This is a genomic window from Denitrobacterium detoxificans (assembly GCF_001643775.1).
Classification (GTDB): domain Bacteria; phylum Actinomycetota; class Coriobacteriia; order Coriobacteriales; family Eggerthellaceae; genus Denitrobacterium; species Denitrobacterium detoxificans.
This window is the reverse complement of record NZ_CP011402.1, coordinates 297,348-321,548: the sequence shown is the minus strand read 5'-3', so window position 1 is coordinate 321,548 and position 24,201 is coordinate 297,348. Positions and strand designations below refer to the sequence as shown.

The 24,201-nt window shown below is 60.4% G+C and carries 19 protein-coding genes and 1 tRNA gene; 2 read left to right on the top strand and 18 right to left on the bottom strand.

From position 1 onward, the window contains the following. Positions 1 to 68 precede the first annotated feature (68 nt). The 9 genes from AAY81_RS01260 to AAY81_RS01220 all read right to left on the bottom strand — a co-directional run bounded on the left by AAY81_RS01260 (position 69) and on the right by AAY81_RS01220 (position 9,238). Entirely contained in the window at positions 69 to 1,187 is a 1,119-nt protein-coding gene (locus tag AAY81_RS01260; protein WP_074777328.1) for a 4Fe-4S dicluster domain-containing protein, read from the bottom strand. Between the two features lie 14 nt (positions 1,188 to 1,201). Further along, positions 1,202 to 1,825 (bottom strand): TorD/DmsD family molecular chaperone, encoded by a 624-nt coding sequence (locus AAY81_RS01255; RefSeq protein WP_066660441.1) that lies wholly within the window; start codon positions 1,823 to 1,825, stop codon positions 1,202 to 1,204. A 112-nt stretch (positions 1,826 to 1,937) separates the two neighbouring features. Continuing rightward, positions 1,938 to 2,561 (bottom strand): 4Fe-4S dicluster domain-containing protein, encoded by a 624-nt coding sequence (locus AAY81_RS01250; RefSeq protein ID WP_066660437.1) that lies wholly within the window; start codon positions 2,559 to 2,561, stop codon positions 1,938 to 1,940. Between the two features lie 14 nt (positions 2,562 to 2,575). Next, a complete protein-coding gene (locus AAY81_RS01245) occupies positions 2,576 to 5,041 on the bottom strand; it encodes a molybdopterin-containing oxidoreductase family protein (RefSeq protein ID WP_066660435.1) in 2,466 nt (821 codons plus the stop codon). Between the two features lie 146 nt (positions 5,042 to 5,187). Further along, the gene (locus AAY81_RS01240) at positions 5,188 to 5,793 is read right to left on the bottom strand and encodes a MarR family transcriptional regulator (RefSeq protein ID WP_066660432.1); all 606 of its coding nucleotides are present in this window, start codon (positions 5,791 to 5,793) and stop codon (positions 5,188 to 5,190) included. 293 nt (positions 5,794 to 6,086) lie between these two features. Then, positions 6,087 to 8,321 (bottom strand): lysine--tRNA ligase, encoded by a 2,235-nt coding sequence (lysS, locus tag AAY81_RS01235; protein WP_066660429.1) that lies wholly within the window; start codon positions 8,319 to 8,321, stop codon positions 6,087 to 6,089. After that, complete coding sequence (gene greA, locus AAY81_RS01230) at positions 8,321 to 8,791, bottom strand: transcription elongation factor GreA (protein WP_066660425.1); 471 nt, start codon at positions 8,789 to 8,791, stop codon at positions 8,321 to 8,323. The genes lysS and greA overlap by 1 nt, the downstream gene beginning before the upstream one ends. A gap of 65 nt (positions 8,792 to 8,856) precedes the next feature. After that, positions 8,857 to 9,075, bottom strand: a complete 219-nt coding sequence (gene tatA / locus AAY81_RS01225) for a twin-arginine translocase TatA/TatE family subunit (RefSeq protein ID WP_066660423.1) — start codon at positions 9,073 to 9,075, stop codon at positions 8,857 to 8,859. Positions 9,076 to 9,161: 86 nt separating this feature from the next. Next, positions 9,162 to 9,238: transfer RNA gene (locus AAY81_RS01220), tRNA-Pro, on the bottom strand. 349 nt (positions 9,239 to 9,587) lie between these two features. On the opposite strand from AAY81_RS01220, the gene AAY81_RS01210 reads away from it, so the two are divergent. Next, positions 9,588 to 11,288 carry an FAD-dependent oxidoreductase gene (locus AAY81_RS01210; RefSeq protein ID WP_066660417.1) on the top strand — a complete coding sequence of 567 codons (1,701 nt, stop codon included), beginning with the start codon at positions 9,588 to 9,590 and terminating at the stop codon, positions 11,286 to 11,288. 156 nt (positions 11,289 to 11,444) lie between these two features. Here AAY81_RS01210 and AAY81_RS01205 read toward each other — a convergent pair whose 3' ends face one another. The 5 genes from AAY81_RS01205 to AAY81_RS01185 all read right to left on the bottom strand — a co-directional run bounded on the left by AAY81_RS01205 (position 11,445) and on the right by AAY81_RS01185 (position 18,497). After that, on the bottom strand, positions 11,445 to 12,923 hold the full coding sequence (locus tag AAY81_RS01205; protein WP_066660415.1) for a helix-turn-helix transcriptional regulator: 1,479 nt from the start codon (positions 12,921 to 12,923) through the stop codon (positions 11,445 to 11,447). A 613-nt stretch (positions 12,924 to 13,536) separates the two neighbouring features. Continuing rightward, positions 13,537 to 14,415 (bottom strand): shikimate dehydrogenase family protein, encoded by an 879-nt coding sequence (locus AAY81_RS01200; RefSeq protein WP_066660412.1) that lies wholly within the window; start codon positions 14,413 to 14,415, stop codon positions 13,537 to 13,539. 65 nt (positions 14,416 to 14,480) lie between these two features. Then, entirely contained in the window at positions 14,481 to 15,245 is a 765-nt protein-coding gene (gene aroD / locus AAY81_RS01195; protein WP_066660405.1) for a type I 3-dehydroquinate dehydratase, read from the bottom strand. A 181-nt stretch (positions 15,246 to 15,426) separates the two neighbouring features. Further along, entirely contained in the window at positions 15,427 to 16,875 is a 1,449-nt protein-coding gene (locus AAY81_RS01190) for an alanine/glycine:cation symporter family protein (RefSeq protein ID WP_066660402.1), read from the bottom strand. Positions 16,876 to 17,015: 140 nt separating this feature from the next. After that, on the bottom strand, positions 17,016 to 18,497 hold the full coding sequence (locus tag AAY81_RS01185; RefSeq protein ID WP_169815774.1) for a helix-turn-helix transcriptional regulator: 1,482 nt from the start codon (positions 18,495 to 18,497) through the stop codon (positions 17,016 to 17,018). A 249-nt stretch (positions 18,498 to 18,746) separates the two neighbouring features. Between AAY81_RS01185 and AAY81_RS01180 the strand changes: the two genes are divergently transcribed. Continuing rightward, a complete protein-coding gene (locus AAY81_RS01180) occupies positions 18,747 to 20,492 on the top strand; it encodes an FAD-dependent oxidoreductase (RefSeq protein WP_066660392.1) in 1,746 nt (581 codons plus the stop codon). A 163-nt stretch (positions 20,493 to 20,655) separates the two neighbouring features. Here AAY81_RS01180 and AAY81_RS01175 read toward each other — a convergent pair whose 3' ends face one another. From AAY81_RS01175 to AAY81_RS01160, 4 genes are all read right to left on the bottom strand, one after another. Beyond that, on the bottom strand, positions 20,656 to 21,603 hold the full coding sequence (locus AAY81_RS01175; protein ID WP_066660389.1) for a patatin-like phospholipase family protein: 948 nt from the start codon (positions 21,601 to 21,603) through the stop codon (positions 20,656 to 20,658). An 87-nt stretch (positions 21,604 to 21,690) separates the two neighbouring features. Then, complete coding sequence (locus AAY81_RS01170; protein WP_066664739.1) at positions 21,691 to 22,578, bottom strand: dimethyl sulfoxide reductase anchor subunit family protein; 888 nt, start codon at positions 22,576 to 22,578, stop codon at positions 21,691 to 21,693. Between the two features lie 180 nt (positions 22,579 to 22,758). Next, positions 22,759 to 23,565 carry a dimethyl sulfoxide reductase anchor subunit family protein gene (locus AAY81_RS01165; protein WP_169815773.1) on the bottom strand — a complete coding sequence of 269 codons (807 nt, stop codon included), beginning with the start codon at positions 23,563 to 23,565 and terminating at the stop codon, positions 22,759 to 22,761. Positions 23,566 to 23,578: 13 nt separating this feature from the next. Next, positions 23,579 to 24,199: a DMSO/selenate family reductase complex B subunit gene (locus tag AAY81_RS01160; protein ID WP_066660384.1), complete on the bottom strand. Its 621-nt coding sequence runs from the start codon at positions 24,197 to 24,199 to the stop codon at positions 23,579 to 23,581. Between the last annotated feature and the right edge of the window lie 2 nt (positions 24,200 to 24,201).

Here is a 24,201-nt window from a genome sequence, read left to right as displayed (position 1 = left end):
TCATCGCCCTGCATGCTTCCCGCCCCTCCCGCGTTATCGCCAGCTAGCATTATCGCATTGACGCAGCGCTACGTACCCAGCCGCTTCTGACAAAGACGGCATACGGGTTCACCCCGCGACGCAAAATTCGGCAGACCGCAACGCGGACATGGCTCCGCCTCGCATTCGAAGCATTCCACCTCGTCAAACGGCGCTGCGTTCGTTGCGCGCTCGCGACTAATGGCCGCCACGGGGCAGGACATAAAGCATAGGCCGCATTCGGCACAATTACCCGGAGTGAAGGAATAGCGGAACCGCCCATCGCCAAACCCATGGGCGATGGTGCCCGTTGGGCAAAGCTGCATGCACATGCCGCACGCCCGGCACCTATTCCTATCCACCACGTGAACGGGCCAGAGATACGCCCCATCGTGACTGACATGACTCGTCATGTTCCACACCTCGCCCAAGCTGGCGCGCCATTCTGGGACATGTTTCCGAAGGGCGCGCAGCGGAAGGGGCTTACGCTTCACGGGAGGATTGTCGCGCACGGACACGAAAATGGAATGGAAGACGGCACGCACATTGGGTGCAGGAGCGCAGACCGTAGCATCGTCATCCACCTCGTTCGAATCAGAATCATTCACGCGCTTGGGCAGGAACAAGGGGCTCGACTCCCATAGATGATGAGCACGGCCGCAATCGGAAAGCAGGGCGCGCGCATCTTCGAAGTTGCGCCGCATGCCCGCTTCGACCTTAGCGAACAACACGCATTCGCGACAGCGGTCGGTAACCAGCTCGCACGAGCGCTCGGTAGCCATCTGGTAAAGAACACCCGGACTCAATGCGGCAAGGCACGTGCAGACATGGTAGGAACCCCCATCCTGCGCCAGAGACTCCAGCTCGCCATAGGGCAAGAAGCAACGCAAACGAATGGAGCCCTCCTTCTCAATGCGCTCGAGCAAACGTCGTTCCGAAAACTCGGGCGAGGAAAACGCACCGAGCGAGCATGCCGATAGGCACTGCCCGCAGCTTACGCAGCGTTGCTCGTCCACCACGGGCGCCTTCGCGCCTTGGGGTAGCGATATGGCTCCGCCCGGACATGCGTTGACACAACGAGCGCAGATGGCCCACACGCTATGCGCGTGAACGCAATGCCCCTCGTCAACGGCAACCGATATGCGTACCGACCTATCGCCGCCCGCCATGAATCGCCCCGAGCCTAGAACGCTTCCACGAAGCGCGCCATGAGCGTGGCAAGTGCCCGGTAATACGACGATCGAGCGTTAACCTGCACATCGGCGCAAAAGCCGGGCGCCCATTTCGCCAGATGCTCATCGACAAACGACTGAAGCAATGCAAGCGGATCGCGGCCAAGGTCGATAAGGTATTGCGGCTCGTCGGCCAGAAAGGAGCAAAAGTCGCACTCCTCTTCGATGTAGTCGATGCAGTCGTTGAACTTTTCCTTGCGGCGCACGCCGCACTCGCGCATGAAATCGGCAACCTGCACCGAGTAGGAATTGATCATGCGCGCCACATCGCTGCGACCCTCGGACTTCTTGCGCCAAACGCCCTCGCTATTCGACACGAGCGGAGGATTCCCCAGGTATAGATGAGACCAATCCTGACGAATCGCATGCAGCGTCTCCTGCGCATCCGCGCCTTCGTATTCCGCGAGCCCCTGGGCAAACGCGTCGACGGCCTCCTCGGGCAGTTCCAACGCCAACCAAGTCTGACGCATATCGGCCGCCAAGGCGCCCGACTGCAGCAACTCGGCGAGCTCGACCGTAGGCGGTTGAAACGCCACGGAAAATAATTTGAACATGTTTCCCAAGTTAGTAGCCATGTTCTTCCTTTCGCGAAAGAAGGGCGTGCGCCGGGAAGCAGCACGCCCCTGTTCTGGCAAGAGCCCAGCAGGAGGAGGGAATCCGCCGGGCTCGAGAAAAATGCGATTCTGCCTACGACAGATAATACACGTTCGGCCCGGTACCAGCCTCTTCCAGCAGCACGGTGTCGCCGCGCTTGGCAATGAGCTGGGAAATCTCGGAGTTCGGGTCGTCCACATCGCCGAAGATGCGCGCCCTGGCGGGGCAGCCCTCGACGCAGGCGGGGACGTCGCCCTTGCTCACGCGGTGATAGCACATCCAGCACTTCTCGACCGTCGTCTTCTTGTGCTCGGGCGCATCCACGCTGCCCACCGGCCAATCAAGGGCAGGAACGGGATCCTGCTCCACAAAGGTGCGCACGCCATTGTACGGGCACGCCTCGATGCAGCTCTGGCATCCGATGCACTTTTCCGTATCGATGGTGACGATGCCGGTCTTCGAATCCTTGGCCGTGGCACCCGTGGGACACGCGCCCATGCATGCGGGCCTCGAGCAATGCATGCAATGGAACGGAGTGTACGTAAGCGAGCAGTTGCCATACGTGCCAACGGGAGTGTTCATCGCGCCGCCGCCATCAGTGATGATGGTGTTCCACCACACCTGATCGGGCAGGTTGTTTTCCAGCTTGCATGCAACGCTGCAGCTCCAGCAGCCAATGCAGCGCTTCTTGTCTACGGCAATAGCGTATTGCGTCATGATTGCACTCTCCCTTAGTTCTTCCACGGCTCGATCTTGATGCGGTTATCGAAGAACGAGCAGTTCACCGCGTAGGCGTCCGCATAGTCGGTCGTGATGGCGCCCTGGCTGCCAAGCTTGCTTTCCGTTTCGGAATAGCCCTTGTAGTACACGGTGCTGCCGGGACGAATGCCGGGATGGAGCGCACACTGCATGACGCACTGGCCCACCGTCGAAGTAATCAGCAGGTCCTGGCCCTCTTCAACGCCATACTTCTCGGCATCCTCGGGATTCACGAACAGCGTGGGCGTGGGCATGACATCGCGAGCCCAGTCCTTCATGAAGTGCGTCATGTGAACGCGGCTGGGATTACGCCAGCTCATGCACACAAGCGGGAACTCTTCGGCGTATTCGCTGTTCTCGCCGGAAATCTTGTTCTCGAAGTACGTGGGCATCTTCTCGCGCTCGGTCACGGCGGCCACGTCGAAGTTCGAAGGCGTGCGTGGCGTGGGGTTATCGACGTAGAACATCAGGCGGCCGGTTTCGGTGATGAAGTTCTTGTAGTCGCGATTGCCAATGTAGGGCTCTTCGTCCACGTAGCGCATGAGCTTGTTCTTGCGCAGCGTGTCAAGCGTGATGCCATGCTCCACAGCAGCGGGGACATCGTCGAACGTGCCCTTCCACCAATCGTCGTCGGTAACGTCGCAGACCGCGTCGGCCAAGCCCAACGCCTCGCCAAACAGGCGGGCGATTTCGCTGTCGGTCTTCGCCTCGTACATGGGCTCGATGCACTTTTCGGTAATGCGCACGTTGCGCTCGTGGTTCAGCGGAATGACATCCTCGAACTCGTACATATCGCACACGGGAAGCACGTAGTCGGCATAGCGGGCGGTGTCGGTGAGGAACGGATCCTGAACGACGATCATTTCCATCTTGTCGAGCATCTCGCGCTTGTTGCGACCCGAATTTACCGAACCGCCAATCAGGCCACCATGCGATACCCACAGCGTCTTAACGGGATAATCCTCGCCCTGCAGCTTGCCCGTGCTCACGATGTCGCATGCGGCCAGCCAGGTAACGGCCTTGCACATCTTGCCGTTGGAGGGAGCGGTAAGGGCATGGCCGAAGAAGTTGCCGTACATGCAGTCAAAGCCACCCACCGAGCGGCCGGGCTCGCCGAAGTTGCCCGTCATGGCGATCATGGCCGTCATGGCATAGGCCGCCTGCAGGCCATTCTCATACGCACCGGTGCCGAAGTTGATGTAATGCGCCACCTTGTTTTCAGGCTGCAGCACGTTGTACAGGAAGTCGAAATCCTCTTCGGAAATTCCCGTGACTTCCATGACCTTGTCGAGCGTCCATTCCTGCACATGGTCCTTGAACATATCCCAGGCGGTAATGTAGTTCTCGTCGGGGCAGCTCCATGCGGGGTTCTGGCACGTATCGAAGCATGCAGGCTTGCCTTCCTTCTCGTCCCACACCATGATGGGGTCGATTTCGGTGGGAAGACCCGTTACCCAGAACGGAGGGCCCACATGCAGCGGCTCGTTCTGGTACTCGCCACCACGCAGGTACATGCCATCCGACTTCTTAATCAGGTACGGTGCGCACGTATGGTTCAGCACGAAGTCGGCCTTGTAGGTGCCCTCGTCCATGAACCTCTTGATGATACCCAGGTAAAGCGCAGCATCGCAGCCGGGCTTCACGGGAATCCACTTGTCGGCCTTGGCTGCCGTGGGGCTGAAATGCGGGTCGACAACGACGATCTTCGCGCCCGCTTCCTGAGCATCGAACAGGTGCTTGCTCATCTGGATTTGGGCATTGATGGGATTACCGCCAAAGAACAGGATGTAATCGGAGTTCACGAAGTCCTTGGGCTCATTCTGGTCGAACCACTGAATGCCGCCGCGGGTAAGGCCGGTATTGGTGGCGTTGTCGAACGAGTAGTCCCACTTCGTGCAGCCCGTTGCGTTGAATAGACGCATGATCATCCCGGCGTTGCCATTCAGACTGCCCTGGAAGCCGCCGCCACCCTGATAGTAGCTGTTGGCGAGCGGGCCGTACTTCTCCTCGACTTCCAGCCACTTCTTGGAAATCTCGCTGATGGCCTCATCCCAAGTGATGCGCTCCCATTCGCCTGCGCCACGGGCCGTGCCCTCAACGCGCTTCATCGGGTACTGCACGCGAGCGTCGCTATACGTACGCTGGATGCGGCTCCTACCCTTCAGGCAGGTCACGTAGTCAAAATCGGGCTTCGGCAGCATATGCGCCACATTGCCCTCACGCGTGAAGATGCGGTACTGGCAGAACGAGCAGCTCCAACCGCACGTGCAGTAGAACTCGTTGCCCTCCGCGGTCGAATTCTCAGCAACGCTGGAATCCGCCGTGAGATTCATCATCCCGCTGTTGCCACATGCGGTCAGCGACCCAAGCATGGCGGCGCCCACTGCCGTGGCACCCGCACGCTTTATGAAGCTTCGACGGGTACAGTTCTCTCCCATATGCCTCTCCCTCTCCCTTTGGCCGAGCGGCCGATTCTCGTCTTTGAACGGTTTCCCGTTCGCTGCGGAAAAGTATACGGAGATGCGAATCGGGACGTTTTCGAGGCGGTTTCAAACAGCGAAACCTTTTTCATTCTTGATGCAACTCAGTTTGTCCGAACAAGAGCGGCAAGCATCACGGCAGCAGTTTCACGACCAAGGTCGGTAAGGGAATACATGTTCTGACGTGCGTCGATGCATTCCCCGCGCAATTCCACGAGCCCCCGCTTGCGGAGCGTGGCAAGCGACATGGACACGCGCGACTGCGCAAGCGCCGTACCGCGCTGAATGGCTTTCACCGGCTGCGGGCAATCGGAAGCGCACAACGCCACAAGCACCCATCCAGCCGTAGGCCCCAGCGTCCCGCCGGCAGTCTTTCCCGCCTCACGAACGGCGTAATTGAACGCAGCATACTGACGCACGACTAGATTTTCGAACACGGGCCCGCATGCACGAACGCACTCGAACGCCACGTTCTCGCCACGATTGGTGAGTCGATAGACCACCTTGCGCAAATCGCTGGCATGCGTTCTGCCCTGCACGAGCCCAAACTGCTCGAGCCGAGAAATGCACCTGGTCGCCGACGCAGCGGAAAGCCCCAACGCACGCGCCGCATCACCAGGCGTCATGCCTCCGTGCTGGCGCAGGCAGAGCAGCGCGGCAATCTCGCGAAGGCGCAATACGCCACCCGACTGCGCCCGCAGCCGATCCACGGACTCTATACGCCGCCTTATACCCTCAAGCGTCTGCTGCATGATTCCATACGCGGACACCGCCCCGCACGCCACACGCAACAGCGCAGGCGGCTAGCGCCATCCACTACTTCCCCGTCTCTTCTTCTCTCCCCTTAGGGAGAGGACCTCCTTGGCCCGCTATGGTAACGCACAAGGGGAAGCGATGTCGACCACATTGATACGCAAATAGGCAATACGTAGCACACCTCGCAAAAACAAAGCGACCCCCGCTCAAACGAACGGGGGTCACAGGCAAGTAAAGTTACGAGCACTTATTCAAATGCGGGGTTACCCTCTTCGACAAGCGCCTTTTCGGCGTCCAAAATGCTCGTAAACAGGTCGGAAAGCTCCATGCCCATGTATTCCGCACCGCGGGCGATAACTTCGCGGTCGCAGCCGGCGGCGAAGCTTGCCGTCTTGTACTTCTTCTTCAGCGACTTCAGGTTCATGTCGGTCACCGAATGCGACGGACGCAGCTTCACGCATGCATTGATGAGGCCAGACAGCTCGTCCACGGCGCACAACACGCGCTCCATCTGGTGTTCCGGCGTGGGAAGTGCCGCATTCACATCGGAGTTGTGCGTCTGGATAGCACGGGCAACCACAGGCGCCACGCCAGCTTCGGCAAGCATTTCGGCGGCACGCACAGTGTGATCTTCCTCGGTGGGGAACTCTTCCCAGTCGAGGTCGTGCAGCATGCCCACGATGCCCCAGAACTCTTCATTTTCCGAATCGAACTGACGCGCGTAGTAACGCATGAGGCCTTCCAGCTGCAGACCGTGCAGGATGTGATATTCGTCCTGGTTGTGTGCCTTCAGCAGCTCGAGCGCGGCATCGCGAGAAATGCCAGCCTCCAGCTTTTCGCCCGGCTGAGGAGCAGGCGTATTCGCAGCTTCCGCAGCAGCACCGGAAAGCTCGACCCCAGCAGCCGCAGGAGCCTCTTCGGCGGCAGCTTCGGCAGCGGGAGCCGGAGCAGCTTCCTGATCACCGGCTTCGCCCTGCTTTTCCTGCTTGGACTCGGGACGCATGTGCGGGAACAGCAGCACGTCGCGGATGGACGCCTGGTCGCACAGCAGCATGATCATGCGGTCGATGCCGTAGCCCACGCCGCCAGCAGGCGGCATGCCGTATTCCAGGGCGCGAATGTAGTCGGCATCGTATTCCATGGCCTCGTCGTCGCCGTGCTTCTTGGCTTCCACCTGGGCGGCGAAGCGAGATTCCTGGTCGACGGGGTCGTTCAGCTCGCTAAACGCGTTGGCATATTCATGACCAGCAATAACCAGCTCGAAGCGGTCGGTAAGACGCGGGTCGGAAGGCTTGCGCTTGGCCAGCGGGCTTACTTCAACCGGGTAATCGCAGACGAACGTCGGGTTCACGATTTCCGATTCGCACAGCTCGTCGTACAGCGTGAAGATGAGCTTGCCAGCGCCCCAGTCGCTCTGCCATTCCAGATGGTTGGCGTCGAGGATTTCGCGCAGGTGCTCGACGGGCGTGTCAAGCGAGACTTCCTCGCCCACATGCTCGCTTACCAGATCGGACATGGCAACGGAGCGCCACGTACCGCCCAGTTCAATCGTCTGGCCCTGATACGTAATGGTGTCGCTGCTGTTCACGGCGGCGTTGGCAGCGCGGAAGACACCTTCCGAAAGGCGCTTCATGCCCTCGACATCGTTGAACGCGCAGTAGGCTTCCATACTGGTGAATTCAGGGTTATGCGTGAGGTCCATGCCCTCGTTGCGGAACTGGCGGCCAATCTCGAACACGCGGTCCATGCCGCCAACCAGCAGGCGCTTCAAATGCAGCTCGGTGGCAATGCGCAGATAGCATTCCTGGTCGAGCGCGTTGAAGTGCGTGGTGAAGGGCTTGGCGTTGGCGCCGCCCAGCGTTTCCTGCAGAATGGGCGTTTCGACTTCCAGATAGCCCTGCTCTTCCATGAAGCGGCGAATGGCGCTGATGATGCGCGAGCGCTTCACGAAGACCGACTTGGAAGCGGGGTTCATAACCATGTCGACATAGCGCTGACGATAGCGCGTTTCCTTGTCGGTAAGGCCATGGAACTTTTCCGGCAGAGGGCGGATGGACTTGCTCTGCAGCTTCCACGTGTCGATGGCAACGGAAAGCTCGCCGCGCTTGGTGCGCAGCACGCAGCCCTCGGCAACCAGCCAGTCGCCTACGTCGAGGTCCTTCAGGGCCTCGAACGATTCCTCGCCAAGCTCGTTGATGCGGCAGAACAGCTGAACGTCGCCCTCGCGGTCGCGCAGAACCAGGAAGGCGATCTTGCCCTGCACGCGGCGGGCCATGATGCGGCCAGCTACGCGCACGCGGTCTTCGGTGGATGCACCGTTTTCCAGTTCGGCGTACTGCTTCGCCAGTTCGCCCGTAAGATGGGTGATTTCGATGGCTTCGGAGCCATACGGGTTCGAGCCTGCGGCAATGAGCGCCTCACGCTTGTTCAGGCGCACCTGCCGAGGATCGTCCTCGATGATGGGAGCATTCTGATCGGCCATTAGGCTTCAACCTTGACGATCGTCATTTCGCTCACGCGGCCCGTGGGGCCGGTAACCGTGATGTGGTCGCCCTTCTTGCCGCCCAGCAGCGCAGAGCCCACGGGAGATTCGTTGCTGATCTTGTTCTTGCGAACGTCGGCTTCGGCGGCACCCACGATGCTGAACACGCGCTCGGAACCGTTCATTTCCACCGTGACGGTGGAACCGATGCTGACATAACCCTTGCGGGCGCCACCGGCAACGATCGTGGCATCGGACAGGATGCTGTTGATCTCGGCGATGCGAGCCTCCATGAGGCCCTGCTCGTTCTTGGCGTCGTCGTACTCGGAGTTCTCGGAGATATCACCGAATTCACGGGCAACCTTGATGCGCTCGCCAATCTCGGCGCGCTTCTCGTTTTCCAGGTAATGCAGCTCCTCTTCGAGCTTGCGCTTGCCTTCTTCGGTGAGAACGGGACTCTGATCTGCCATGATTCTATCCTTTGCTTGCCATTTACTAGGGCCGCGACTTAGCAACGCGGCCCCAATTCCTACAGTTACTTGGATTTCTTTTCGGAATCGCCTTCGGATTCTTCGCTGGATTCCGTTTCGTCGAGGTTTTCGCCCTTTTCCGAATCGCCCATGCCCTTGCGGAGATTCTTCACGGTGCGACCAATGGCGCTACCGAGCTTTGGCAGGTTCTTGGGTCCGAAAATCAGCAGGACCACGACGAGGATGATGATAAGTTCGACTGGACCGAGACCACCGAATTTCATACTGCCTCCCACATGTTGGCTCCGATGAGTTTCCCCTCGTTCGGAAGAAGGGGATGCCCCATACGGGAACATCCCCTTCGCGTTCTTGGTCGGGATGACTGGATTTGAACCAGCGGCCTCTGCGTCCCGAACGCAGCGCTCTACCAAGCTGAGCCACATCCCGTTATGCTGCCTTGCAGCCCGAATATAGTATCACATGCAGCGCAAAAAGAAAGTCGCGCATATCATTTCCGCAATTGGCTCTTTGCGAGGGGTTCTCGCCAGCGCCCGCAGGGTCCGCCAAACGACATTCCGCCACGACGCCGGCATCTTCCGCAGAGGGATATCTCCCGTAAAAGCGCCCTGGCAAACAAACGAACGCGCATTGAATATCCCCAGTTCAAAAGCTCTCCCCTGTTTTCGGGGAGAGCGCATTTCCCGTTCTTTCGGCGATGTGCGTCCCGCAGCGCCGCCCTATGGTGGCCTCGTTGGATGCCCACATAATGGGAGTGGGCGTGACACGAGGAGGGAACATGAGTTCTTCTATTAGTCGACGCGACCTATTCAAATTCGGCGGCCTCACCGCTGCCGGAGCGCTGGGTGCAGGCGCGCTCGCCGGCTGTTCGAGCCCCAAGTCCGCAAGCGAAAAGCCCGCAGCAGCGGCAGAAACCGATTGGCGCACCAAGCCGGAGCCCATCACCGATATCTCCGAAACCATCGATTGCGACCTGGTGGTCGTGGGCGCTGGCAACGCCGGCCTCATGGGCGCCATGACGGCCCAGGAAAAGGGCTTCAACGTCATCGTGCTCGAAAAGGGCGGCGACGTGGCCATGGCGCGCGAAGCCGTAGGCGCCATTGGCTCCCGCCATTCCGTCGGCCATGAAATCGACCATGCCAAGCTGATGAATCATGCCAAGAAGGTGCAGTCGGGCGACGTGAACATGGCGCTGTACAAGACGTGGATGGACAAGTCGGGCGAGTTCATGGATTGGCTCGAAGACCTGGAAGCCCCCAAGGGCATGTCCTTCCCCTTCGAATTCCACGCCCCCGAAGGCGAGGACTGCTACTACCCGCCCATGTGCACCAACCCCGTGATGGGCGAATACATGCCCGAAGGCCCGCAGCTGGGCGCCTATACCCACCTGAAGGTCATGCGCGACCTCTTCCTGGAAGCGGGCGGTAAAATCGAGTTCAACACCCCCGCTCAGCAGCTGGTCCAGGATTCCAGCGGCGCCGTGACCGGCGTTATTGCCAAGGACAATAACAACAAGTACAAGCAGTACAACGCAGCCAAGGGCGTCATCGTATGCACCGGTGGCTATGGCGCCAACAAGGAAATGCTGCAGGATCTGTGCCCCGATGCGTACAACTACTGCACCAGCACCGCCGCCACCACCGAAGAGGGCGACGGCATTCGCATGGCCCTGTGGGCGGGCGCTCACCTGGAAGAAGGCGGCGGCGCCATGGTCTGGAACCGCGGCGTGGTAACCGACAACGAGGAAGTCGGCCCCGAACTGGGCAACCCGCTGTACCTGCCCGCCAGCCAGCCCTTCCTGCGCGTAAACGTGCGTGGCGAGCGCATCATGAACGAGGACAGCACGTACCCCGAGATCTACGCCATGGGCACGCGTCAGCCCAAGGGCTTCACCTGGCAAGTATTCGACGGCACGTACTGGGAAGACATTCAGCGCTTCGACACCTGCGGCTGCAGCCGCCTGACGCCCGCCCCCAATGGCGGCGCGTTCAACGCCGACGTCTACGATCTCCAGCCCCTCACGCGCGAGCATCTGGAGAGCTTCTGGATGGCCCCTCGTCTGGAAGAGGGCAATCTGAAGAAGTGCGACACGCTGGAAGAGCTGGCCAAGACCATGTTCCCCGACGCCGATGACCAGAAGACCTTCCTGGCAACCGTGGAGCGCTACAACAAGATGATGACCGAGGGTGATACCGACTTCGGCAAAGAGGCCTTCCGCTGCAGCACCGTGGACACGGCCCCGTTCTACGCCATCCGCACGTCGGGCAACTTCCTGGTGACCCTTCACGGCATCGTGACCGACACCGACAGCCGCGCGCTCGATGACAATGGCGATCCCATCCCCGGCCTGTACGTTTGTGGTAACGACCAGGGCGGCTTCTACCCCCACAACTACCCCAGCGAGTTCACGGGCATCAACTGCGGCCGTAGCGGCGCCTTCGCGCGCATCGCGGCGAAACATGCCTGCGGCATCGAATAGACGACTCTCCCGCTTCGGGGGCTCCCCTCCCGCCCCCGCTTTCTGGGCGCGCCCGTTCTGCAGACGGGTGCGCCTTTTGTTTCGCAGGGTAAACGGAAGCAAAGCGACGGACAGAAGCCACATGGACAGCAGCAACAACCGCCGGGAGGGCAAAGACTAGTTGGCCAGGTCCAGCAGTTCCTGACGGCTATGCACGTTGGCCTTTGCGTAGATATGCTTCACATGCGTGGCAACCGTCTCGCGCGACACCACGAGTTCGTCGCGAATATAGGGAACGGAACGGCCCTTCATGAGCAGGGCAAACACTTCAGTTTCGCGGGGCGTGAGGTTCAATTCGCGGGCAAGCTCCTCAATTCGCGACCCCGACTCCGAGGAAGATTCACCCTCGACGGACGACGGCTGCGCCTTATCGGCAACGGGAGTCCAAGCAAGCGCAAAGCTATCCTTGTCGCCCAGCACGTACATGGTCGTCACCACAAGCAGCACCATGCAAATCGCGGCAATCGACGCCGTACTCGCCCCAGGGGCAAACGCTGCCAACGAGGACATAACGAGCACGCCCGCAAGATCACCCAAATGAACGAAGATCCACCCCAGGCCATATGACTGCGTGGGGGTAGCCTGCCCACGGGCAGCAAAGCGTGCGAAGTACATTTGAGTGATGAGGCAAAACGCAAATCGCGCTCCCAGCCCCACGCCAAACGCGATGCAGCCGCCAAGCGTGGCGTCGAGCACGATGAGCATGGCGAACGCGAACGTAAGGACAGGGCACATCCAGCGATAGAGAAACGCAATGGAAAGGCGACGCGGGCCCGCAAGCGAAACGAATCCGATAACGGCCATGAACGCCAAACTGAGAAGCACGATTATCTGGAACGACGCACCCGATACCATGACGCCCGAAAGCGACCCCACGATGCAGGTGAACAGGCAGGCGCAAAAGACGCCCCAACCGCTGCGGCCCATGGCCCGCATGGCGCTCATGGGCTTGCCGCGCACGGAATCGTGCGCCTGCACCAAGGCGTCCTCCTCGGCACGATGGAGGTAGTCAGACGAAACCGCCGAATCACCGTCACGGCTCCACGCAAGCACGAACAACGCACCCGAAATGAGCGGGAAGGAAAGCACGAACGCGCAGGCAACCCAGCCGCTCATGGCCGATGCCGCCAACACGAGCATGGCGGCAATGATGGCAGAAAGGAGCGCGGCAGCCTCGACCTCGTCCTGAGGGAGACGGGCGTACAATTCGCCCCAAAGCACCCACATGACGCCACTACCCAGGCCGTTCAGCACAGAACCCGCCAGATACAACGTCGTTGAGGAGCAATCAAACACCGAGCAAAACGAAAGCAGTAGCGTACCAAGCGCGGTAAGCACAGGAGCGCCCCAACGAGCCCATCTCTTATGGGCCACCGAGCCGATCCTGCCCTCGAGAACGACAAGCGCAACGAGCACCAGAATGGCGATAGTGACGGGAGCGCAATCGACGAGCAAGCGGGAAAGCATATCAAGCCCCATGCCCTCGCGATTGGGCACGGCCGAAACCGCAGGCCCTGCATAGAACGCGCAGAACACCCACGCAAGCAAGAAGCCCCAACCCAGCTTCCTAGGCGTAATAAAAGACGTGTACGACACTTCCCCTCCCGGCAGCCTCAGACATACCGCACCATTGTACTCGAAGAGCCCCGCAACAACACCGCGCGGAGCGCCCCATGCGCCCTATGCGCGGAGAGCGGGAGGCGAAGCCTCACGCAAATCCGCGCCTCACCGAAAACAGCGCCTTTCGCCCGGAGGGCGAAACAGCGGGACGGCAGCCCACCATCGACCCGAACCAACCGGCTTGCAAGTACCGGGGCACGATGGGCACCCACGACCCCGGCGAGCCCCACGCAGGCGACCCGCAACGCCAGCGCTGGCACGGACCCCCTCGGAGGGCAAACGCCCAACCGACCCAGGCCGGTCCGCGGGTCCCCGAAGAGGCACTGTGAAAGCAAAAAAGAAGCGCTGAACCCGGGGCCGTCCGCGGAGAGCGGGAGGCGAAGCCTCACGCAAATCCGCGGACGGCCCCGGGCAGCGCAAAAGTAAAAGCATGAACCAGCGAGCGCACGAGCGTAGGTTTAGGCCCGTGCGGGGCCTAAACCACGCGAGCAGCGGAGCGGGTGCCTCGCAGGGGACCCGCGGACCGGCCCGGCGAAGACTCACGGTGCCCCCGAGGGGAGGCCCCGCACCAGCGCCCGAGCGGAAACGCTTACGAGTAGAGCTCGCGCTCGATCATGTCGGTGTCCATCTTGATCCCGTACCAGATCTCCTCGCCCACGGCCGCCTGCTCGATCATCATGCCAAGGCCGCCAACAACGGTGCAACCCTTGGCGCGAGCGTCGTTGATGAGCTGGGTCTCACGCGGGAAGTACACGGTATCGGCCACCACGGAACCGGGCTTGATGAGCTCGGCAGGCACGGGAGTGTCGGTGCAGCCCTCGCCCATGCCCACGGGAGAGGAATTCACCAGCACGTCGGACGACTGGATGGAAGCGGCAAGCGCCTCCATATCGCCCGTGACGAACAGGTTCACCTTGCAGCCGGTCTTCTCCAGCAGCTTGGGAGCAAGCTCCTTGGCGTTCTTCATGCCGTTGCCCTCGGCCATCTCGAAAACGTCGATTTCGGTCATACCATCGAGTGCGGCCTGCACCAGCACGGCAGAACCCGCGCCACCGCAGCCGATGAGCGTGAGCTTCTTGCCCTTGATGTCGACTCCATGCTTGCGCACGTTATCCCAAAAGCCAACGCCGTCGGTGTTGAAACCCTTCGTCTTGCCGTCGCGATAGCGAATAACGTTCACGGCACCCATGAGAGCGGCAGCATCGTCAAGCTCGTCGAGCAGCGGAATGACGGCCTGCTTGCACGGCATGGTGACGTTGCTGCCATCCCAGCCTTCCATAACCTTCATGGCCTCGATGACCTTGGGAAGCTGAGCGTTGTCCTTCACGTCGAAGCACAGGTACACGGTGTCGATGCCCTCGTGCTCGAACGAAAGATTATGCGTGGCGGGCGACAGCGAATGCGTCGTGGGGTTGCCAATGAGCGTAATCAGGTGAGTGTGTCCGCTGATACGTGCCGATTCTCCCATGTTCTCTCCTCTTCGTGTTAGAAACCAATGCTATATACGTGCCCCGCCAAAGCAGGGCGAAATACCTATGCCAACGTGGAATGGATGTCGCCCATCATGCGCTTTGCCTGCGCCACGTCTACCTGACCGGGCGCGGAAGCCTTCTGCACGGCCACGAACGTAAGCGCGCTGCCGAACATCTCCCCCGCCACACGCGTAAGGCTGCCCGTGGGACCCATGGCCATGGTGAGCAGAGGGCGCTCCGTATGCAGGCGCGCCACCTCGTCGGTAGCGGCAAGCACGTTCAGCGCATCGCGTGGACACGTGGCCATAGTGGCGATCTTCGGAATGTCGGCACCCAGGTCGACCATATGTGTGAGCAGGGAAACCATCCATTCGACGGAGGGCGTGCCCCGGAAATTGTAATAGGAAACCACGGCGGCAACGCCGTGAGCATGCGCGCATTCCACCAAGTCGAGTACGGCCTTGTCGCCAATCCAGGTCTCGATGTCGACCATATCGATGAACTCGTCTTCGATGAGCACGCGATTCAGAGCAACGTACTCCTCTACGGGAAGCGTGCATTGACCGCCCTGGCTTTCCGAGCGGAAGGTAAACAGAAGCGGATTATGGGGAAGCGAGGCGGCAAGCTGGCGCGCATCGTGCACCATAGAATCGAAATCATGCTTATTCGCGCAGAAATCACCACGCCACTCCAAGCAGTCCACTCCAGCAGCAATAGCTTCCTGAGCCGCCTCGAGCGCGCCATGCACATTGGGCGCCATAAGCGACGTAATGGTTTTGGGAACTCCCGCCCCGATTGCCATGCCCTTGATTTCCAACGGTTTCATAGCCGAACTCCTTTGGATTGGATGGACCATGCTGCTTGCACACTTGTTCCATAGTAGCGCGCGGGAAACAATGAGAACACGGGCTTTTCGCCGAGACAGCGAAAAGCCCGAAAATAGAATGGAAAAGAGAAAAACCTACGTGAACGTTGAATGGGCCCAGATGAGCCTCGCCAGAGGGACGCTACTTCTGCAGTTGCGGAATAACCGCCTCGTCCACTTCGTCGAGATTCTTCTCGTACACGTAGTGATTCGTGCCAGCAGCCACGACGCCGCCCAAAGCAAGAACCGCGATGCAGTTTGGAACGGCCATGAGCGCGTTGGTGATGTCGGAGATGTTCCACACCAGCTCGCCGCCGCCAATGCAGCCCCAGAACACGAAGAGCAGGAACACCACCTGATACGGACGAATGCCCTTCTTGCCGAACAGGTGCATAACGGCGCGATTGCCGTACGTGGACCAGCCAAGCATAGTGGAATAGGTGAACAGGATCATGCCCACGGCCAAAACCAACGGACCCAGCACGGGAATGGAGCTAAAAGCCGTGGTGGTAAGCTCGGCGGCCGCGGTGATATCGCCCGCCAGGATGCCCGCCTCGATGCTGGGGTTGGCCAGCATGGTGGAAACGAGCATGATGCCCGTAATGGCACAGATGATTACCGTATCCCAGAACGTGCCGCTCATGGAAACGAGCGCCTGACGTGCGGGATTCTTCGTGGTCGCATTTGCGGCAACCAACGGAGCAGAGCCCAAGCCAGACTCGTTGCTGAACAGGCCGCGCTTGAAGCCATACTGCAAGGCCAGTGCAATACCGCTGCCCACGGCACCGCCAAACGCCGCCTGGCCCGTGAATGCGCACGTGAGGATCAGGCTCACGGCCTCAACTACGTACTGGCCGTTCATGCAGATGATGACGAGACATCCCGCAGCATACAGCACAGCCATAAGAGGAACCAGGCGCTCGGTGACGCGCGTCACGCTCTTGATGCCGCCCAGGATGACCACACCCACCAGAATGACCAGAAAGACGCCAATCATGGCATTAGCGCCCGTGGCCTGGGCACCCGATTGCAAGTCGGGAATGTAGGCGGTCACTACGCCGGCCAGGGCGTTCGACTGCACCGATGCGCCGATGCCAAAGCTGGCGACAAATGCGAACACGGCGAACAGCACGGCCAGCACGCGGCCGAGCTTCTTGTGCTTCAGGCCACGCTCGAGCGCGTACATGGCACCGCCAAGCATTTCGCCATTTGCATCGCGCACGCGATACTTCACGGAAATGTACGTTTCGGCATACTTCGTGGCAATTCCGAACACGCCGGTAATCCACATCCAGAAGATGGCACCCGGACCACCTGCGAGCAGGCCCGTTGCCACGCCCACGATATTGCCCGTGCCAATGGTGGCCGCAAGGGCCGCCGTAAGGGCGCCAAACTGGCTTACGTCACCTTCCGCATCGGCATCGTCGCTGGAAAACGAAAGCTTGATGGCCGTTCCGATCTTACGCTGGATGAACTTGGTTCGCACCGTGCTGTAGATGTGCGTGCCCAGGAGCAAGGCGATCATCGCCCAGCCCCACACGAACGAGTCGATTTCGCTGACGATGTCGCTAAATGCCGTAATGAAATCCATGGAAGCCCCTAGCTGTTCCGGGAAAAATTTCGCCTATTGTAGCGAGCAAATAGCTTTCCGCAGGTTTCCGGGGTGTTAAAATTCTGCCAGAGGCGTCCTTTACGCGGCGATGTACCACAGTAAAGTGCGATAGTGCTCCGCTAGCTTCGCTCGGCCAGATCGATGAGCTCCTGATGCGAATGCACGCCCAGCTTGCTGTAGACATGCTTGATGTGGCTCTTCGCGGTGTTACGCGAAATGGTGAAGTGATCCATGATGAAGCGTCCATTGCGTCCGCGCGCCATCATGATGAAGATCTCGGTCTCGCGAGGAGTAAGCCCCGCCTTGCGAGCGATCGTTTCGCAGCGCTCTTGCCATGGGTCGACGCCCTCCCCGGCCCCCTCCCCATCGCTCAAAGGCGCCTCGGGATGCACGGACACGGCTTTGCGCGGCAGCTCCATCACGCCATTGATGGTGTCGGTAAAACTGAACGAGCGAAATGCAACCCATAGGAACGCGAAGAACAAAAAGGCCACGACCAGCGCAAACGTCGCCGCCGTAAACGGATCGCCCGGCAGAAACCCATTGGACGTATGACCGAGCACGGCACCGACATCGGTGCCGACGCTACTCGCCATGCGGGCGATGCACACAACGGGCAGAAAGCTGAAGAAGCTTCGCCTGCCAATGCCCCAAAACACCATCCACAACAACACGGAGAACGTCTCGTAGCCAAGATGAATAAGCGTATTCGGGGCCGTAGAGCCGGCATGGAACCCAAACACAAGGGGCGCCACCATCAACCCAGCCATGATAAGCAGGGCCGAAAACGAAAACAGCATGTCTTCCTGCCGCTTGTCGCGAACGAGCAGCAAATAGAGCACAACGAGCACGACTACGAAGCCCTCCATGCCCGCAAGCTGCGGGGCATTGTCAATCTCGTTGAGCGTGAGAGCATAGCCATTGCCCAAGCCGAACAGAAAGACGCAGAAGAATAGGGCATGACTGGGGGCAATGAACGAAGAGGGATCCGCCAAGGCCAAGTCGAGGGCGGACTCGCCCCTACGTATGCGTTCGCACGAACCCCGGCCGAACCGATAGCTCAAGCCAAGGCCCACCAAGCCACACCCCGCGATGGCAAGCGGCCCCGTAGAGGGATTCAAGAGCCCAACGACAAACGGACTCGCAGCATAATCGACCAGCTGGGCAAACGCCACCACGGCTGCGACCTGCCTCACATCCTCCAATTCCAGGAGAGAAAGCGCGGCAAACAAGGCGAGTGTGTCAGATGCAATAGGACGCAGGTACATGCCGAGCGTGATGGTTGCCCCATTGCTCCAAGTCGCACCGCATGACATGAGAGCACCCGAAACGACGAACGAAACAATGCCTACGACAAACAGCACCCGTGCGTTGAGGAAGTGAGGGCGATAGAGCGCGCATAGGGCAATAAGCAGAAACGCAAGGCCGCCAAGGAACGTGGACAGCTCGCGGGCCGCCCCGAACGTAGGGGCGATAAACGAATAGACGTGGGCATTCACGATGGTGCCCGAAAGGGACATGCATGCGAACACGCCGATAAGTGCGAACACCCGCGGATTGAAAACGCCTATGGCATCTGCGACTTGTTTTCTCCCTATCATGATTCCTCCCCGGGCCATTGTATGTGCGATTCCCTCACGCGGGCAATGCTCAATGCGCAACCACCCTACCACCACCTGGGATTATGCGAAAGGTTCACCCCAGTGGGGTGTGAAAGCTCGATTCACATTTCGCCCACAAAATGCCCCCAATGGGGCGGTGACCACCCCACGCAAGGCGCCGTATGGTGGGGCCACGGACCGCGGGCAACCGTCCGCGGCATGGGAGGAATCAAAATCGAGGAGTTGAACATGAGTAAAGCAACGACCCATGGCATCAGTCGTCGCGGCTTCCTTACCGGGGCCGCAGGAGCAAGCGCATTGGCTGCACTCGGCCTTGCGGGCTGCAGCACGCCGAAGGGAGCGAGCCAGAAGGAAGCGGACAAGGCTGCCGCAGGCGCCACCGAGACGACCGATTGGCTGGGCGAAGCACCCGAAATCGCCGCAAGCGACATCAAGGAAACCAAGGACGTTGACATTCTGGTCGTGGGCGCAGGCATGAGCGGCATCGTCGCCGGCGCAACGCTTGCTGACCTGGGTGCGAACTTCGCCATCATCGACAAGGGCGGCGAGCCCGCAGCCAGCCACTTCGACATCGGCGCCATCCATTCGCGCTGGCAGAAGGAACAGGGCATCGACTTTTCCGAGGGCCGCTGGATCAACGAGTGGGCACGCTATGCCTCGTTCAAGAACGACCAGTCCGTTGCCCGCACCTGGATCGAGAATTCGGGCGCAACGGTCGAATGGCTCGTCGACACGTACACCGAGTTCCTGGGCGAACCCGCAACCGCCATCGTTGACGTGGAAAACGGCAGCGACGGTCGCGCAGGCGGCACGAACTACTTCATTCCGCCCGAGTGCCATCACGTGGTAAAGGCCAACTACGACCCCAACAGCAAGGATGCGCGCATCGATCACGTGGAAGAGCTCACGAAGTTCATCCAGTCCAAGGGCGCGGAGGTTACGTACAGCACCGAACTCGTGAAGCTCATTCGCGAGGAGAACGGCCCCGTTACGGGTGCCATCTGCAAAAACAGCAACGGTTACGTGCAGTACAACACCACCAAGGGCGTCATCCTGGCGTGCGGCGGCTACCCCGCCAACCCCGAGATGCTGAAGGCACGCTCTCCCGAGACGGTGAAGTGCGTTACCAGCCTGAACTACAACCAGAACAACACTGGCCAGGGCATCAAGGCCGCTGCCTGGGTAGGCGCGGAACTCGACCCCGTGGGCGCCACGATGGTGTTCGACCGCGGCATCGTAGAGCCGGGCGTAGATGCTGGCTACGTAGACGAAAAGGCCGGCACCTGGGCCACGAATGGTCAGTTCAATTTGGGCAGCCAGCCCTTCCTGACCGTCGACCGCCACGGCATGCGCCTCTGCAACGAGAGCGGCAACTACGATAGCCGCCCCTTCGCCGCAGCAAGCCATCCCGGCGGCGTATGGTGCCAGGTCTTCGACGTGAACGCACCCGAAGACGTGCAGCGCTTCCAGACGCAGGGCTGCTCGGCCATGACCTGGAAGAGCGCCCTGAATGGCCACACCGTCGACGAGGCCTACGACGAGAAGTACATCAGCAAGGGCCTGCTCATGAAGGCCGACACGCTCGATGAACTCGCCGACAAGCTGGGCTTCGAAGGCGAAGACAAGACCAACTTCCTGAAGACCATCGAAGAGTACAACGCCATGTACGATGCGGGCGAAGACACGCAATTTGGCAAGGAAGCCTATCGCCTCTCCGCCATCCGCCAGGCTCCGTTCTACGGCGCTTGGTACGGCGGCAGCCTGCTGACCACCATCGACGGCGTGCGCATCAACAAGGATACGCAGGTCATCGACTCCGACGGCAACGCCATCGAGGGCCTGCATGCCGTGGGCACCTGCTCGGGCAGCTACTATGCGGGCAACTACCCCGTGTACCTGGTTGGCAACTGCCTGGGCCGTCAGGTGACGTTCGGCCGTTACGCCGCCCGCTTCCTGGCTGGCGACATCCACTAAGCCATCTCACCATATCCCATCCCTCCCAGACGGGGCCGCAGTCATCTCGGCCGCGGCCCCGTCGCTTATGCGGGAAAAGGAACGCAGGCGCGCAAGACGACGCGGAAAGCCAGCCCGCGCACGGGCGGCACGCCGCAACGCACAGCTAGGGCATAAGCCCAGCTTATCGCTCGATATGCCCCTCTAAGAATGCGAGCATGGCAGGCAGCTCGCGATGCGCCTGCTCCCAACCCATGTCGTAGCTAGCCTGAAGCGCAGCTTTATCAGTCGTGCCGCTTTCCACGCTCATGCCCTCGGCGTAGAACACGTACGCCCGCCCCTCGGCCTGCAGACGCTCGATTTCATCGCATTGGGCGTTATACGCATCGGCCCTGTGCGCAAGCGCTTCTCGCAAACGGGGCCTGCGCCAAAGCATGGCGTTTGTGAGCTTCGCCATAAACCCGTGCGGATTCTGCTTGCGATACGCCTTCGGACGCGTGCGCACGATGAAGAAGCGCGTAAAACCATCCGCTTTCGCCTTGGGCAGCATGAACCCTGCGCCTTCGCCCAGGCCACCATCGTAGTAGCGCTTGCCATCCACCAGTGGCGGCGGCATGAGCAGCGGAAGCGTGGAAGACGCACGCACGCGAACCATCACCTCGTCAAGCGTGGATAGCTCGCGCTTCGTCCAGTACACGGTGCGGCCCGTATCGCGCTCGAACGACGAGATGGTGCACTTCGCAGGATTGGCGGCAAACGTCTGGAAATCGTACGGCAAAAACCCGCCCGGCTTGCATGCCTCCTGGTAGATCTTGCGCGCGTTGAACATGCCCTTATGCAGCAGAAGGCTTCCCATGCCGCCGAAATCTTCCATGTCCACCAGGTCGACGAACGAGCGCTTCACGCGATCGCTATCCCGGGAAAGGTAATTGACCGTATTGCTGGCGCCAGCCGACAAACCGTATACATTGTCGAAGTAAAGGCCCTGCTCAAGAAGGGTGTTCACCACGGCAGCCGTATAGCTTACACGCATACCGCCACCCTCGAAGATGAGCGCCGTATCGAAGATATTGCTCGTGAGCTCGCCGCCATGAAGGCCGCGCCCGGTCGTTTCGCTTTCGTGCTGCGTCATATGCCCATCGCCCGTTCATCGCGTATTCGGTATTCGATGAACCATCATACCCGAGCCATGGCGCCGAAAAGCCCGAAATTGGCCAGATTAGACGCCCAGGCCAACCGTAAGATGAAGCAAATAGAACGCAAAGCGCATAGCAAAGAGGGCAAGCAGCATGAGCATCGACGCAGTAAGGCGAAGGGCAAACGGATGACCCACGTTGCTTCTGAACGAGAGAACATGCACCACCGAAGCCGCAACGGCCAGAACGGCATACGCTACCAGAAGCCAACCGTACTCGGGCGCAATGTCGCGAACGCTATACAGGTAATTGCTCACCTGCGACAACGCCCCCATCTGCAGCGTGTATACGGCAAACAGGGCCACCGCAGCGGTAACGGACACCACAATCAGCGCCCACCCAATGCGAGAAGACTTCGCATCACACCCAGCGACATGCATGCCCAGCGAGGCAATGACAGGGCCCAGGGCAAACGCACCCAGGGCAATGGAAGCGGGAACAAAGGGCGTGGCCCACGTAATGATGGTGGATACGTTGTAGGCAAACGAGACGAATCCAATGAACACGAGTGCAGCGGGAATGACCAAGATCATGAGCACGCGCTGCAGCGTGCGATGCCGCCCTTCGGCAAACCCGATGAGCCAGATGAGCGCGGCGCACGCCAGAAACGCAACCGCCGCGGAAACCTCGTTCGAAAGGGGCGAACGCCCGATGCCCATAATGACGTACAGCGCATTCGCAGGATTGCCCAAGTGCGTAGCGCTAGCGATAAGGCCAACCATGCACAAGACGAGGGGCAGGCTGAGCGCCTTGTTGAGCGAAGCGCGAGAATCCTCGGGGAGACTGCGGCTGAACAGGGGAAGCTCCATGAGAACGTACGCTATGGCAGAAGCCGGGGCCAAGCTGGTAAACAACGCTAGGGTAATCTCGCCCAGCGCATTCGCCAGCGCGATTTCCATTCCGCTACCCATGTTCACCTCCTGCATTACGAGCATGGACAGTATATCAGGGAAGGCCGACGGCTCGAAACCGGCGACCTTCCACGTCAAGATGATGTCGGCCGTCTAGGGGATGACGGCCGACCTAGGAAACGGAGCCCCGATAGGAGTCGGGGCTCCCGGGCATTACATAATGGACAGGCCCACGGAAAGCTACATCGCATAGAACGCCAGGCGAAGAGCCAGCGCGCCGATTACGACGAGCACGATTGCCACGGCACCCACGGAAGCGCCACGCTTCCAGGCAGCGCCAGCGGCTACGGCAGCAGCAATCACGCACACGCAGCCGATGACCAGGGCGGGCATAGCAGCAGCGACCAGGTTGGAACCCGCGTACAGTGCGGTGCCCTCGCCCGACACCATGGCGGCCATGCATGCGCCACCAGCAATGGCGGCGATGGCGCCCACGTAACCCATGGCGGTAAGCGCGCCGCTGGCCTTGGATGCACCCTCGGCAGAAGCCAGGACGAACGAGCCCATGGCAGCGCCGCCTACGAGCGTGAGGCCCACCATTTCGGCAATGGTTGCCCAGCTATTCCACGACTGGACGGTACCAATCATGTAGGCAAGGCCCATGAACAGGCCGAACACCAGGCCAAGTACGCCAGTTACGCCCAGCAGGCCCTTGCGGGCACCCGCGGAGAGCTTGCCCGCGTTCGCCAGCGCCACGTAGATGATGGCCACGATGGTAAACAGGCTACCCGCGCAAATCTCGTTCGTCAGCGGGCTGCGACCCAGGCCAGCCACCACGTTCACGGCATTGAGCGCATTGGACAGGTGGAAGAAGGCGCAGATGAAGCCAATGATCACAAACGCCAGGGGAATCCAGCTCGCACGGTCGACGCGAGCCTGCTGGCCCTCGTCGAGCTGCACGGAGAAACCGGCCAGCGCCAGGGCGCAGAACGCGCCAGCGCCAATTGACGCAAATACCGTGAACAGCGCCAAAGGCAGTTCGGACATAGCGGCCTCCATGCTAGATCACCTCCAGGGGATTCATAACCATGCCTTCGCCGCTTTCGGCAGGACGGGCATCGTCGGTGGGCTTGATGTACAGGTTGGGGTTGGTGTAGCTGGAAGCGGGCAGCGGCGCAATGTTGCCACGTTCGCCCAGCTTGGCCATTTCCTCGACCGTGCCAAACTCCAAGGCGCGCAGGGGGCAGGCATCCACGCAGATGGGGTTCTTGCCCTCGGCCACGCGATCCTTGCAGCCGTCGCACTTTACGCTATGGCCAACGGAACGATCCACCTTGGGAGCGTTGTAGGGGCAGGCCATATGGCAGTAGCCGCAGCCGATGCACTTGGTCTCATCCACGGAGACAAGACCCGTTTCGGGATCCTTGTGCATAGCGCCCGTGGGGCACACCTGCGTGCAAGCAGGGTTGTCGCAGTGGTTGCAGCTCATGGAGATGTGGTACATGAACGCGGTGGTGGTGTAGGTGCCATCGCCAGCGTCTTCCCAGTTACCACCCTCGTAGTCGTACACCTTACGATAGGCGACTTCGCTGGACAGGTCGCGGTAATCCTTGCACGCCATTTCGCAGGTCTTGCAACCAGTGCAGCGCGTCGTGTCCAGATAGAACGCGTATTGAGTCATCT